Origin of the sequence: Megasphaera sp. UBA4233 (genome assembly GCF_002395615.1) — a bacterium.
Lineage (GTDB): Bacteria > Bacillota > Negativicutes > Veillonellales > Megasphaeraceae > Megasphaera > Megasphaera hexanoica.
The window spans coordinates 20,539-33,570 of record NZ_DGXL01000027.1; the positions used below are offsets into that span (position 1 = coordinate 20,539).

At 50.1% G+C, this 13,032-nt stretch carries 14 protein-coding genes; 10 read left to right on the plus strand and 4 right to left on the minus strand.

The features are described 5' to 3' along the window. Positions 1–2: 2 nt before the first annotated feature. The 3 genes from B2U90_RS09965 to B2U90_RS09975 form a co-directional block, all read right to left on the minus strand. Positions 3–731, minus strand: coding sequence for an NAD-dependent protein deacylase (locus tag B2U90_RS09965; RefSeq protein ID WP_059077338.1), 729 nt, complete (start codon positions 729–731; stop codon positions 3–5). 45 nt (positions 732–776) lie between these two features. Beyond that, positions 777–1,265, minus strand: a complete 489-nt coding sequence (locus B2U90_RS09970) for an HD domain-containing protein (RefSeq protein ID WP_075582154.1) — start codon at positions 1,263–1,265, stop codon at positions 777–779. A 158-nt stretch (positions 1,266–1,423) separates the two neighbouring features. Continuing rightward, entirely contained in the window at positions 1,424–2,602 is a 1,179-nt protein-coding gene (locus B2U90_RS09975) for a cation diffusion facilitator family transporter (RefSeq protein WP_059077336.1), read from the minus strand. A 278-nt stretch (positions 2,603–2,880) separates the two neighbouring features. Between B2U90_RS09975 and B2U90_RS09980 the strand changes: the two genes are divergently transcribed. The 9 genes from B2U90_RS09980 (at position 2,881) to sufU (ending at position 10,297) form a co-directional block, all read left to right on the plus strand. Continuing rightward, on the plus strand, positions 2,881–3,276 hold the full coding sequence (locus B2U90_RS09980; protein ID WP_059077335.1) for a hypothetical protein: 396 nt from the start codon (positions 2,881–2,883) through the stop codon (positions 3,274–3,276). A 65-nt stretch (positions 3,277–3,341) separates the two neighbouring features. Continuing rightward, the gene (gene scfA, locus B2U90_RS09985; protein WP_059077334.1) at positions 3,342–3,482 is read left to right on the plus strand and encodes a six-cysteine ranthipeptide SCIFF; all 141 of its coding nucleotides are present in this window, start codon (positions 3,342–3,344) and stop codon (positions 3,480–3,482) included. Positions 3,483–3,547: 65 nt separating this feature from the next. Then, the gene (gene scfB, locus B2U90_RS09990) at positions 3,548–4,942 is read left to right on the plus strand and encodes a thioether cross-link-forming SCIFF peptide maturase (RefSeq protein WP_292017694.1); all 1,395 of its coding nucleotides are present in this window, start codon (positions 3,548–3,550) and stop codon (positions 4,940–4,942) included. Between the two features lie 4 nt (positions 4,943–4,946). Further along, complete coding sequence (locus B2U90_RS09995; RefSeq protein ID WP_154662689.1) at positions 4,947–5,108, plus strand: hypothetical protein; 162 nt, start codon at positions 4,947–4,949, stop codon at positions 5,106–5,108. 186 nt (positions 5,109–5,294) lie between these two features. Then, positions 5,295–6,041, plus strand: a complete 747-nt coding sequence (sufC, locus tag B2U90_RS10000; protein ID WP_059077332.1) for a Fe-S cluster assembly ATPase SufC — start codon at positions 5,295–5,297, stop codon at positions 6,039–6,041. 104 nt (positions 6,042–6,145) lie between these two features. Further along, positions 6,146–7,510: a Fe-S cluster assembly protein SufB gene (gene sufB / locus B2U90_RS10005; protein ID WP_206085032.1), complete on the plus strand. Its 1,365-nt coding sequence runs from the start codon at positions 6,146–6,148 to the stop codon at positions 7,508–7,510. A 15-nt stretch (positions 7,511–7,525) separates the two neighbouring features. Continuing rightward, positions 7,526–8,662 carry a SufB/SufD family protein gene (locus B2U90_RS10010; RefSeq protein WP_170087711.1) on the plus strand — a complete coding sequence of 379 codons (1,137 nt, stop codon included), beginning with the start codon at positions 7,526–7,528 and terminating at the stop codon, positions 8,660–8,662. After that, entirely contained in the window at positions 8,625–9,845 is a 1,221-nt protein-coding gene (locus B2U90_RS10015; protein ID WP_075582157.1) for an aminotransferase class V-fold PLP-dependent enzyme, read from the plus strand. The genes B2U90_RS10010 and B2U90_RS10015 overlap by 38 nt, the downstream gene beginning before the upstream one ends. Positions 9,846–9,859: 14 nt before the next feature. Next, positions 9,860–10,297 carry a Fe-S cluster assembly sulfur transfer protein SufU gene (sufU, locus tag B2U90_RS10020; RefSeq protein ID WP_059077328.1) on the plus strand — a complete coding sequence of 146 codons (438 nt, stop codon included), beginning with the start codon at positions 9,860–9,862 and terminating at the stop codon, positions 10,295–10,297. 205 nt (positions 10,298–10,502) lie between these two features. On the opposite strand, the gene lgt is transcribed toward sufU, so the two are convergent. Beyond that, positions 10,503–11,297, minus strand: a complete 795-nt coding sequence (gene lgt, locus B2U90_RS10025) for a prolipoprotein diacylglyceryl transferase (RefSeq protein ID WP_075582158.1) — start codon at positions 11,295–11,297, stop codon at positions 10,503–10,505. Positions 11,298–11,413: 116 nt separating this feature from the next. On the opposite strand from lgt, the gene B2U90_RS10030 reads away from it, so the two are divergent. After that, on the plus strand, positions 11,414–12,982 hold the full coding sequence (locus B2U90_RS10030) for a glycosyl hydrolase family 18 protein (protein WP_292017695.1): 1,569 nt from the start codon (positions 11,414–11,416) through the stop codon (positions 12,980–12,982). The last annotated feature ends 50 nt before the right edge of the window (positions 12,983–13,032 follow it).

Consider the following 13,032-nt stretch of genomic DNA (forward strand, 5'->3'; position numbering starts at 1 on the left):
GGTTAGAGTTTTATCTTGGAAAAGACTTCGCCAATGGAATCGTGGAGTACCAGGTCGGCCGTATGGTCCATATCGGTGCTTGATTTGTTGATGAGTACCAGTTTGTGGCCGTGATAGTAACGCACGAGGCCGGCGGCCGGATAGACAACCAGGCTGGTACCGCCGATGATGAGCATATCGGCATGACTGATGTAGTACAGCGATTGTTCGATGACATCATTGTCGAGGCCTTCTTCGTAAAGAACGACATCGGGCTTGATGGTACCGCCGCAGGCATCGCATTTAGGAATACCTGTCGTCTGCCGGATATATTCGGCATCGAAGAATTTATGACAGTGCTGGCAGAAATTGCGGTGGATACTGCCGTGCAGTTCCAGAACATTTTTGCTGCCGCCTTTCTGATGCAGTCCGTCAATATTCTGGGTAATGACAGCCTTCAGCTTGCCTGCCTGTTCTAGTTCGGCCAGCTTCTTGTGAGCCATATTAGGCTGGGCCGAAAGAGACGCATTCAGGATTTTATCCCGGTAGAACCGATAGAACTCGTCTGTATGCTGTTCGTAAAACGTATGGGAGAGCATCGTTTCAGGGGGATATTTGTAGTGCTGGTTATAGAGTCCGTCTTTACTGCGGAAATCAGGAATGCCGCTTTCCGTAGAAACGCCGGCACCGCCAAAGAATACAATATTGTCCGAATCATGGACCATCTGGAGAAACGTATCAATAGCAGACATGAGGACCGCTCCTTTCCAAACGCGAAAAACTACTTCTGAACTAATCTATATATCAAAATGAGTGTTTAGCAGCGAAATACCTGACCCGGTGCGGAACACCTTATCCCGGAAGGTGCGGATGGCGTCTGCATCCAGCTGATCTTCGTAGGCGTTGACCAGAAAATCCGCTTCCAAAAGTATCTGATAATCGGGGCCGTCGATGCCCGTATAGGTGTGATGATGGCCGATGAGCCAGCAGACGCGGTCGGTAAAAGACGAAGAAGAAGAGAAGGGTTCCAACAGCTTGCGGGCGATAGCCGGCCCTTCCAATTCCTGATATTTGCCGGACGAACTGCCATATTTTTCTTCTGCCGCGTGGATGCCGATATCGTGGAGTACGGCTGCCGTTACCAGGATTTCCTGCGTATCTGGAGCGAGGTGTTCCAGCTGACCAATCAAATCGGCGTAGGCGTAGACTTTGAGGAAATGCTGGATACGCCGGGGATCGCCATGGTCGTAGGCAACAGCTGCTTCTATTAGTTTGGGAATGTTCACATATATGCCACCTTTCTCAGAATCTGTCTATCGCTTTTATTATACACTATTTTCGGCTGGATAGGCGGTACAGCCGGCAAAAGGATTGTATTTTTTAGCATCAGAACTAATAGGCCCGGCAGCAATCTCATGGGAGTTGCCACCGGGCCTGTTGCCGGTCACTGTTTTCCTTCTGGCAGGATGTTTGCCAGGACGACGTGGTACCGTTCGTTATATTTTTTGATGGATGCATTGATTTTTTTACGGATGGCGATGATGTTTTCTTCGGAGTATTCTTCCGGCGGGATATGGAGGTCGCAGATGATATTCGGATGGCGCGCACCGGCAGTGAAGCGGAGATTATCCGTATGATACTGGGGATATTCCGTCTGGATCAACGTGTCGATATCGTGGCGCATGGCCGAAATGATTTTCTCATCCGTGCAGAGCGGATCCATGTGAACATTGATATTGATCTGGAATTTCTCTTTCAGAATATCCTCCAGTTCATCGACAGCCGAATGGACTTCTACGATATCGGACGTATCAGGCACTTCCACGTGGATGGAAGCATAGGTACGACCGGGGCCGTAGTCGTGGATTTTCAGGTCATGGACGCCGACGACATAGGGGCAGTGCAGGGCACAGTCGGTAATTTCCCGTACCAGTTCCGGGTCTGGTGCCTTGCCGAGGAGAATGTTGATGACTTCCTTTGCCAGGCTGCCACCGGAATAGAGAATGAGCAGTCCGATGAGCGTACCGGCAGCGGCATCGATGGGCAGAGTCGTAAACTGCTGGGCAATGGTGGCCAGCAGGACACCCGTCGTGGCGATGGCGTCGTTGATGCTGTCGGATGCAGTCGCCTCATTGACACTGGAGTGAATCTGCCTGGCAATATAGCGGTTATACAGGCACATCCATCCTTTGACGGCAATGGATGCGACGAGGATGATGACTCCCCACAACGAGAAATCCAATGTTTCCGGTTCAAAGAATTTCGTAACCGATGCTTCACAGAGCTTATACCCGACGATGAGAATCAGGATGGCAATGGTAAGGGATGCCAGGTATTCAAACCGCCCGTGACCAAAAGGGTGGTCTTCGTCAGGAGGACGATTGCTCAGCTTGGCGCTTATTATAGAAATAAAAGACGATCCCATATCGCTCAGGTTGTTGAAGGCATCGGAAATGATGGCGATGCTGCCACTGGTCATGCCGACGAGAAACTTCCCGATGAACAGGAAGAGATTGCAGATAATACCCAGGATGCCGCCGACGATGCTGTACTGCTCGCGGACCTTTTTGTCAGTTGTATTGCTGTAATTCTTTACAGTATGACGGATGATATATTCAATCATACGTATCGCCTCTTTGGTATTCTCAAGATTGGTATCATTGTAGCATGAAAAGAATGGGTTGTGTAGAGATAGATTGAAAAAGGTGAATTTATGAACCGGAACGGGGCCTGAACATCTGACGGGGTATCTGTATATAACGTACTGAAATTGAAAAATATAAAATATATTGTCCTGTTTTTGCTATCTCAGTTTGACAAATGTTGTAGAATTTTGTAGTATAAAAGGGCACAGTGATTGATATGTGTCTGTGAATTTGTACGGTGGAGGGTTCAATCGATATGAGTTTACAATATGTAAAAGGCAGTTATATGGATGAAGTCATGTACGGTGACAAGCCTGTATTATTTACGCTGGAAGGTCTCGGTGAAGACCAGAAGGAAGAAGCCGAACGGTATAGCAAAGAAATATGGGACTGGATTCATCAGCATCATGTCCGTGTATTGGCCCATGCACCGCTCATTGCCAATTTTAAGAATAAGAAATGGCGGTCCGACGGGGAACCGGAAATTTCCGCTGAAGAAATCCGGGGATATCTGAAACATATCAACTCCGTCTATGTCACCTATCGTGGCGGGTTCGACATTTTCTTTGACACGAATGAGCTGTTCCAGGAACGATCCATCGTCGTGCGGGTTGGGAAAAATTTTGTTTTTGAAGGATTCAGTCTTTTATAAGACATTGTAGAAAATACGGTTCTATGTTACAATAATACCAGTTATAATTATGAGAGGTGAATATCATGGCAAAACACATCATTACTATTAATACAGAATCTATCCAGAAGACGGCGCAGCACGCTGGCTGCAGCGAATGCCAGACATCCTGCCAGTCCGCTTGCAAGACATCCTGCACGGTAGGCAATCAGGTCTGCACAAAATAAGGTTGAACACTGAGGGGACACCCTTTACCGGAAGGTAAAGGGTATTCTTTTTGTATGGAGGAACTATGTCTGAACAAATTAATCCGATGATCCATAAATATTGCCAGAACGGAACGTACATGCTGCTCGACGTCAATAGCGGCATCATCAATGTCATCGACAAGGTGACTTACGATATCCTCGACATTTATGACGGCACGAATAAAAACGCCGTCTATGAAGGACTGGGGACGACGTATTCCCGGAGTGAACTAGATGAATCTCTTTCCGAACTGGATGAACTGATAGAAAAAGAAATGCTCTTCGCACCCATGTGTGATAATTTTAAAGTCGTGGCTGAGGAAGAACCGGTCATCAAATCGTTGTGCCTCAATATTGCCCACGACTGCAATCTGCGCTGCAAATACTGTTTTGCATCCCGGGGTGATTATGATACGCATAAACGGGAACTCATGAGCTTCGATGTGGCAAAACGGGCCGTCGATCTGCTTATTAAAAGCACAGAAGGCAAGCGGCAGCACTGTGAAATCGATTTCTTTGGCGGCGAACCGCTTATGAATTTCGATGTAGTGAAACAGACTATTGAATATATCCGCGAACAGGAAAAAATCCACGATAAGGTATTTAAGCTGTCGCTCACGACGAATGGTATGCTCCTGGATCCGGCCAAAGTGAAATACCTGACCGACCAGCATATCAGTCTTATCCTGAGCCTCGATGGCCGTCCGGAAGTCCACAACCGCATGCGTCCCGATGCAGGCGGTCACGGCTCGTACGACACATGTGCACGGAATCAGGTTTATGCAGCCAAACACCGCAATGGCGAAGAATATTACGTGCGCGGTACGTATACCAAATATAATCTGGATTTTACAGAAGATGTCCGGCATATGGCGGATCTGGGTTTTGAAGGTCTTTCCATGGAACCTGTCGTAGGCGACGATTTATCCTATGCCATTACGGACGACGATCTTCCCAGGATTTTTGATGAATACGACCGCCTTACGGATTTTTATCTTCAGCGTTATGATGAAGGTCGTCCGTTCGTTTATTATCATTTTATTATGGATTTGTACCGCGGCCCCTGCATCGCCAAACGGCTGCGCGGCTGTGGTGCCGGTCACGAATACATGTGTGTCGTCCCCAATGGTGACATCTATCCCTGCCATCAGTTCGTAGGCCAGGACGGTTATGTCATCGGCAACGTCTACGATGGCGTGACGAATGATACTATTCCGGCCCTGTTTCGCGATATGCATGTCCTCAATAAACCGGAGTGTTGCAAGTGCTGGGCCAAGTTTTTCTGCAGTGGCGGATGTCACGCCAACAATATCAAATATGGCGGCAACATCCAGACACCGTACGAACTGAGCTGCCGCATCCAGAAGAAGCGCATCGAATGCGCCATGTATATCCAGGCGAAACTGGCCATGAAGCGGCAGGAAGCTGCACAGGAGTGATGATATGGTCCGCAAGATAAACATATTTCTCTGGCTTGTCGTATTCTTTTATCTGATTTACGCGCTGGTCATGGAAGGGCCGACGGCCAAGATGATCGGTCTGCTGGTGCTGGCAGTTCTTGCCGTCCTGGCTCAGATCATCGGATGGCGTCGGAAAAAGAAATAAGTAGACGGGGCTGTGATGGCAGCTCCGTTTTCTTGCTGGACATAGTTTTTTTCCAAATTGCATGATAAAATGCACCAAAAGAGTTGACTTTAATTCCGTATTGGAGTAATCTTATGTGTAGCTAAACAGTATACATTACAAATTAGCTCTGACACGGTTCAAGAAGTTTCATAGGAGTGATACAACATGAGCGAATTACTGAGAGTAGAAGGATTACACATCGCCGTAGAAGGCAAAGAAATCCTGAAAGGTCTCGATTTAACAATTAATACAGGAGAAACCCACGTTATCATGGGTTCCAATGGCGCCGGCAAATCGACGCTTTTCAATGCGATTATGGGCAATCCGAAATACGTCGTAACAGCAGGAAAGATTTTCTTTGAAGGAAATGATATTACCGATGCCCCCGTCAATGAACGAGCTAAGGCCGGTATTTTTATGGCATTTCAGCAGCCTATCGCTGTACAGGGTATTTCTGTTGAAAATTTCATCCGTAATGCCAAGAGCACCGTTTCCGGCCAGCAGCAGCGCATCATGCCGTTCCGTAGAAAACTGCATGCCCAGATGGATCAGCTGAAAATGGATAAATCCTATGCCGAACGGTATGTCAATGACGGCTTTTCAGGCGGCGAACGGAAGAAGACGGAAATCCTGCAGATGTGCATGCTCGAACCCAAGCTGACTATGCTCGATGAAATCGATTCGGGCCTCGACGTCGATGCCGTCCGCATCGTTTCGGAAACGGTATCCCAGTATCATAACGAAAACAATTCTATCCTGGTCATTACTCATCATAGTGAAATCCTGCAGCATCTCAAACCGGATTTCGTTCACGTCCTCATCAACGGCCGCATTGTCAAGAGTGGCGACGCCTCGCTCATCCAGACCATTGAAGCCAACGGGTACGAATCATTCAGAGGACAGGCTGAATAGGAGGTAGGACTATGGCTGATGAAAAAGAAAAGCTGGTCGAAGAACGGGAAGAAAAACTGAATGCAGAACGTCAGAAAATCGATACCTTCTCCGATTTCGGCAATATGTATAATTTTAAAAAGGATTTCAACTATTCCTATAAGACGGAAGCGGGTCTTACGGAAGATATCGTCCGTGAAATCTCGGAAAAGAAACACGAACCGCAGTGGATGCTCGATTTCCGTCTTAAATCACTCGATATTTTTAACCACATGGAATATCCCGACTGGGGTCCGGATATCAGTGAACTCGATATGGACAATATCGTCACTTACGTCCGCCCGAACGCTCAGATGAAAGCCGACTGGAATGACGTTCCCGACGATATCAAAGATACGTTCGACCGCCTGGGCATCCCCGAAGCGGAGAAGACATCCCTGGCCGGCGTCGGCGCCCAGTACGACTCGGAAGTCGTCTACCACAGCATCCAGGACGAACTGGTGCAGCAGGGCGTCGTCTATACGGATTTTGATTCGGCACTGGAAAAGTACGAAGATATCGTCAAGGCCCATTTCATGAAACTCGTGCCGCCGACGGATCATAAATTCGCTGCCCTCCACGGCGCCGTCTGGTCTGGTGGCTCCTTCGTCTACGTACCGGCCGGTGTCGATGTGTCCATTCCCCTGCAGAGCTATTTCCGTCTCAATGCACCGGGAGCAGGCCAGTTCGAACACACCATGATCATCGTCGAAAAAGGTGCCAAAGTCCACTTCATCGAAGGCTGTTCGGCACCGAAATACAACGTGGCCAACCTCCATGCCGGCTGCGTCGAACTCTTCATAGGTGACGATGCTACGCTGACCTATTCGACAATCGAAAACTGGTCCAAAAATATGTACAACCTCAATACGAAACGGGCCATTGTCGGCAAGAACGGGACCATCAACTGGGTCACCGGTTCCTTTGGATCCCATACGTCCTGTCTCTATCCTATGAGTATCCTCCAGGGAGAAGGGGCACACTGCGAATTCACGGGCGTAACCTTTGCCGGTAAGGGACAATATCTCGATACGGGTTCCAAGGTCGTCCACAATGCGCCTCATACGTCGAGCAACATCAATTCCAAATCCATCAGCAAGAGCGGCGGTGTCTGCATTTACCGAGGCAGCGTCGTCATCAATCCCAAGGCAGAAGGAGCCAAGGCCAACGTCAGCTGTGAATCGCTCATGCTGGATGAACAGTCCCAGTCTGATACGATCCCGGCTATCGTCGTCAAGAACGACAACATCGACCTGGGCCATGAAGCCTCTATCGGCCGTATTTCCGACGAAGCGATTTTCTATCTCATGAGCCGTGGCCTCAGCGAAGATGAAGCCCGGGCCATGCTCGTACGGGGATTCGTAGAACCGGTTTCCAAGGCACTGCCATTAGAATATGCCGTTGAAATGAATAACCTGATCAACCTCGAACTCAAAGGTTCGTTGAAATAAGGGAGGAGGAGAAGAATGGCAAAAGATAAAGTAGTCGTACAATATAATCAGCTTCCGCGTCCTACCTTCCGCTGGATGAAAGTCAATCACCTCGATTTAGAACCACTGGCACAGAAATCCGTGCCCTCCTATACACCGGCTGAACGTCATACCGGCGATGCTGCCGTATCCTTTTATACGGGCCGGCAGGTACCGGATTTGGGGGACTTCCAGGGATCCAATGAAAAAGACCTGAACAAGGCCCTCGATGAAAGCAATACGGGCTGTGCCGTAACGGTCGGTGCAGGCCAGAAAGGTGCCGTATGGCTTGACTATACGGTCAGTGCTGCCGTCCCGCAGATTACGGGCCAGCTCACCATTCAGGCCGGAGATCACAGCGACCTCACCGTATACCTGATTTTTGACGGCGATGCAGCCGGTGGATATGTTAATTTCCTGACTTATGTCAAGACAGGCGAACAGGCTCACGTCAAGGTCAGCAAAGTACAGCTCCACGGCCATCACGTCCGCCATGTGGAACACCGCTATGCCGATGCCGGTAAGGAAAGCACAATCGATTATGTCAGTGCGGAAATCGGTGCCAAGGCGGCTATCGTCTACTATAAGACAGACCTGATGCACGATGAAAGCAATTTCAACAGTCAGGCCATGTATCTGGGAAATGATGACCAGATTGTCGATTTTTCCTACTGGGTACCGACAAAAGGCGTCAAGACCAACACGGATATCGTGACGACGGGTGCCCTTCTCGATACGTCGAAGAAGTATTTCCGTGGTACCATTGATTTCCTCCGCGGTGGCAAAAAGGCCGTCGGGTCCGAATCGGATACATGCATCCTTTTGAGCCCCAACGTCCATTCCATTTCGGTTCCCTTGCTGCTTTGCAAGGAAGACGACGTCGTCGGCAACCATGCATCCAGTGCCGGCCAGATCGATAAGGACAAGCTGTTCTACCTCATGAGCCGCGGCTTCAATGAAGCAGGAGCCCAGCTGATCATCGTCGAATCCAATATCCGCCCGGTCATCGATAAACTGGGTGATACTGATTTAGAAAATAAAGTTCTGCAGGCTGTACGGGAAAAGATGCAGTTCTGCTATAAGAAAGGTGATTGCCATGCTAAATGTACGCAAAGATTTCCCCATCTTGACTAAAGTCCACAATGGTCATCAGATTGTTTATTTTGACAATGCGGCAACGACGCAGAAGCCCTATCAGGTCATTCATGCCATCGTGGATCTCCTGGAACATCACAATGGCAATCCCCATCGCGGTGCCCATATCCTGAGCATCGAAGCCGGTGAAGTCTATGATGAAGCCCGCGAAGCCGTACGGCGCTTCATCAATGCCGCATCGAGTGAAGAAGTCGTCTTCGTGCGCAATACGACGGAAGCCCTGAACCTCATTGCCCGCAGCTACGCCGAACCGAAACTGAAAAAAGGCGATAAAATCGTCATTCCTATTTCGGAACATCATTCCAATCTGGTTACCTGGCAGCGCGTCTGCCAGAAGACCGGAGCTGAACTGGTCTATATGTATCTCGACAAGGAAGGCCATTTTACGGAAGAAGACCTGGCTAAGATCGATGACAAGACGAAAATCGTTTCCTTTGCCGCCGTCAGCAATGTCTTTGGCATGAAACGGCCTGTAAAGGACATCGTGGCCAGAGCTCATGCCGTAGGAGCCATTGCCATCGTCGATGGCGCCCAGTCCACGCCTCATATGAAGACGGACGTACAGGACCTGGATTGTGATTTCTTCGTATTCTCCGGCCACAAGATGTGCGGCTCGGCCAGCACGGGCGTACTCTATGGCAAGAAAGCCATCCTGGAAGGAATGGAACCGTTCCTCCTGGGCGGCGATATGATCGAATACGTTCAGGAACAGTCCACGACGTTCAATGAACTGCCCTTTAAATTCGAAGCCGGCTCCCAGAACGTAGAAGGTGCCGTCGCCCTCCACGCCGCTATCGATTATCTGGAAGACATCGGCATGGACAATATCGAATCCCATGAATACGAACTGACGAAACACTGCCTGGAAGGGATGAAGAAGATTCCCCATATCCACATTATCGGCAGCACCGATCCGGAAGAAAAGACGGGCGTCATTACCTTTACCATCGACGGTGTCCATCCTCATGATGCGGCTACCATCCTCGACAGCTTCGGCATTGCCATCCGTTCGGGCCACCATTGTGCCCAGCCGCTCGGTGCTCATCTCGGCGTAGAAGCGTCCAACCGCGCCAGCTTCTATATCTACAATACCCTCGAAGAAGTGGATTACTTCCTTGAAAAACTGCCTCTCGTCCGCAAGCAGATGGGCTTCAACGATTAAGGAGATAAAAAGTCATGGAAAATATGAATGAATTGTATTCCGACATCATCCTGGAACACAACCAGTGTCAGGAAAACAAGCATCCCCTCGATGGTGCCAACCTCAGCGAACACGGCCATAACCCGAGCTGTGGCGACGATATTACCCTGCAGGCTGATATTCAGGATGGGGTCATCAAAGATGCCGCCTATACAGGCCATGGCTGTGCCATCAGCCAGGCTTCGGCTGATATCATGATTGACCTCATCAAGGGCAAGACCGTCGAAGAAGCGCTGCGCTTGGTCAACCTCTTCCTGGAAATGATCAAGCGGGAAGTGACTGACGATGACAAGCTGGAAGAACTGGAAGATGCTATTGCCCTCAAGAACATTTCCAACATGCCGGCCCGTGTCAAGTGCGCCGTCCTGGCATGGCATACGCTGAAAGATGCCCTGGAACGGGAAGAAAAGTAGTGGCTAGCAGTCCGCAGGCCGTGATTAGTGGCCAGTGATTCGTGGCTAGCGGCTAGCATTTAGCAGTCAGCGGCTGACTGTTAGCAGTGCTGTATATGAAAAACAGGCTGTTCCATTAAGCAAATTTGCTTAATGGAACAGCCTGTTTTGGCATTTACGTGATAAGTCAGACAGCCAGTATCAAACGTCAAACATCAAATATCCATCATTTCTGCATGGCATCTCCAGTGTCCCGGCTTCCTTTCCACTGGAGGATGATGAAGGCGATGAGAGCGATGATAAAGGCGATGACGCTGGTCATCTGGGCTGATTTCAGGCCCAGTGTCAGGTTGACGTAGTCGCCACGGAGAAATTCCAGGAAGAACCGTTCGATGGCGTAGAGCATGACGTACAGGCAGAATACCTGCCCTTTCTTGTGAGGAAAGGCGCTGTAAAAGAGGAGGAGGACAAAAATCAGGATATCTCCCTGTCCTTCCCAGACTTCAGCCGGCCAGAGAGGCTGGTTCCCGTACGTATGGTAGGCCAGAGTCGTATCGGGGTAAACGATGCCAAAATTCCCGCCCGTAGGATGACCGAAGGCGTCGCCGTTCATGAGATTGGCCATGCGGCCGACGGACTGGCCCAGGATGATGGCCGGTGCCAGGAGATCGGCAAAAGCCCAGGTGTCGATGTGATGATACTTCGTGTAGAGGATACCGGCAATGGCTCCGAATAAGAGGCCGCCCTGGATGGCCATGCCGCCCTGCCAGACGTAGGGGATTTCCGTGAGATGATTGTGATAATAGGCCCAGTCAAAAAAGAAGACATCCCACAGCCGGCCGCCGACGATGCCTGACAGGCCGCAGTACATGGTAAAGTCGAAGATATGGACATGCCAGCCGCGTCCGTCCCTCTTCATGATGTAATATCCCGTGATGCCAGCCGAAATGATTCCCAGCATAAATAACAGACCATAGGCCCGGATTGGGAAGGAACCGATAAAAAATAAGTATTGATGCATAAAAAATGCCGCTCCTTTGTGATATAATGAAGACTGCTGCAATGAATACAGCTGATTCATTATACAACAGAGGCGGTCATTAGGGAAGCCGTACTCAACGATGAGGAGAACATACCATGCATAGACATAACATAAAAAAAATCTGCCTTGCCGCATTCCTGACCTGTGCGGCCACTACCGGTGCCTGGGCTGCGCCGAAAGGGGAAAGCCCGGCAGGAAAAGCAGCCGATCCCGTTTTTACCGTCCCGGTCGTGGAAAATCCCATTTCCAATCAGAATATCAGGGACCTGCAGATTGTAGAAGATGGCCGGCGATGGCTGGTCAGTGACAAGGCACTGCAGCAATACGGCATCTATCCCAACCGGTCAAAGAAAGGGCAGTACTGGTTCCGCCTTCCCGCTGCTGATGATGGAAGGGAATTGTGGAAGGACCGCAATGTGAGCCTGACCCTGCCCGGCGCAGAAAGCAAAGAAGGCCGCAATATCAGCATTTCCCATGTACGCCGCCCCCTGGGCATCAGCTATGTCCTCGAACCGGATCATATGGAACTGCTCCCGGCAGCGCGGCAGGAACGGTCTGCCCTGGAACTGCGCCAGCAGCCTCTGCCTGAAGGAGAAGTCATGAAAAAATATGGCCGCGACGCCCTGGGCATGGTGCTGCTTTGGGATCCGGTCATGGATGAAAACGCCCAGGTACCGCCCCTGCGGACGAAGCAGCCCGTCGTATCCCCCTGTGCCTTCCGTATTACCAAAGACGGCGTCCTCCTGCGTAATCCCGACTTCGATACGCTTATCATGGAATGGAAAGCCAAAGGATACGCTGTCTGGCCGCTGGTCGATAATAACTTCAATCCCGGCCAGACCCACGACATACTGAGCCGGAAAGAGCTGCGGGAACAGCTTATCAAGGAACTCATCGGCTATGGCATCCTCTATGAATTTTCCGGGTATAATATTGATTTTGAAAACGTCAACTACGGCGATAAAGACCTGCTTACCCGGTTTGTCGGCGAATTTTCCGACGCCGCCCGGGCGTATGGCCTGAAAACGTCCATCGATGTGACGCCTCTTTCGGACAGCCCCAACTGGTCCCTCGTGTACGACCGGGCGGCCCTGGGACAGAGCGTCGATTACGTCATGCTCATGGCTTATGACCAGGTGGGCCGCACCAGCCCCGTGCCGGGCCCGACGGCCACATACCCGTGGGTGCAGACGGCCATACAGAATACGCTGAAATTCGTTCCCGCCCATAAAGTCGTCCTGGGCATGCCCCTTTACATGCGGATTTGGTATGAAGCAGATGATGGTAAAGACCTTCCCAAAGACATAGAAAGCTGGCCTGAATCTGTCAAAGCAACCGTCCCCCCGGCAGGTACAGCACCCGCCCGGACAGGTACGGCAAAGGCAAAATCGAAATTATTCGTCCGTACCCTTACTATGGCAGATAGCCACCGCGTCCGCGAAAAATATGCCTCTTCCATCACCTGGGATGCAGACCTGGGACTGTATTACCTCGATACCCGCCTTCCCAAGGGAAGACTGCGCATCTGGTTCGAAGATGAAAAGTCTCTCAAAGAAAAAAAAGACCTCATTCACACCTATCAGCTGGCCGGGGCTTCCTTCTGGCGCAAAGGCTTTGAACCGGAAAACTTTTGGCACGGATTTGCAAAACATGAATTGACTTGACGTTACAACCCCTTTATAATAGAAAGGTCAACAACCTTACCTTCTATTTT

Excerpts from the sequence above, each read along its gene's own strand:
- B2U90_RS09975 (WP_059077336.1), bottom strand. The coding sequence starts at position 2,602 with ATGATTGAATATATCATCCGTCATACTGTAAAGAATTACAGCAATACA.
- B2U90_RS10015 (WP_075582157.1), top strand. The coding sequence starts at position 8,625 with ATGCTAAATGTACGCAAAGATTTCCCCATCTTGACTAAAGTCCACAAT.
- scfA (WP_059077334.1), top strand. The coding sequence starts at position 3,342 with ATGGCAAAACACATCATTACTATTAATACAGAATCTATCCAGAAGACG.
- B2U90_RS09995 (WP_154662689.1), top strand. The coding sequence starts at position 4,947 with ATGGTCCGCAAGATAAACATATTTCTCTGGCTTGTCGTATTCTTTTAT.
- B2U90_RS09965 (WP_059077338.1), bottom strand. The coding sequence starts at position 731 with ATGTCTGCTATTGATACGTTTCTCCAGATGGTCCATGATTCGGACAAT.
- sufB (WP_206085032.1), top strand. The coding sequence starts at position 6,146 with ATGTATAATTTTAAAAAGGATTTCAACTATTCCTATAAGACGGAAGCG.
- lgt (WP_075582158.1), bottom strand. The coding sequence starts at position 11,297 with ATGCATCAATACTTATTTTTTATCGGTTCCTTCCCAATCCGGGCCTAT.
- B2U90_RS10030 (WP_292017695.1), top strand. The coding sequence starts at position 11,414 with ATGCATAGACATAACATAAAAAAAATCTGCCTTGCCGCATTCCTGACC.
- B2U90_RS10010 (WP_170087711.1), top strand. The coding sequence starts at position 7,526 with ATGGCAAAAGATAAAGTAGTCGTACAATATAATCAGCTTCCGCGTCCT.
- sufU (WP_059077328.1), top strand. The coding sequence starts at position 9,860 with ATGGAAAATATGAATGAATTGTATTCCGACATCATCCTGGAACACAAC.
- B2U90_RS09980 (WP_059077335.1), top strand. The coding sequence starts at position 2,881 with ATGAGTTTACAATATGTAAAAGGCAGTTATATGGATGAAGTCATGTAC.
- sufC (WP_059077332.1), top strand. The coding sequence starts at position 5,295 with ATGAGCGAATTACTGAGAGTAGAAGGATTACACATCGCCGTAGAAGGC.
- scfB (WP_292017694.1), top strand. The coding sequence starts at position 3,548 with ATGTCTGAACAAATTAATCCGATGATCCATAAATATTGCCAGAACGGA.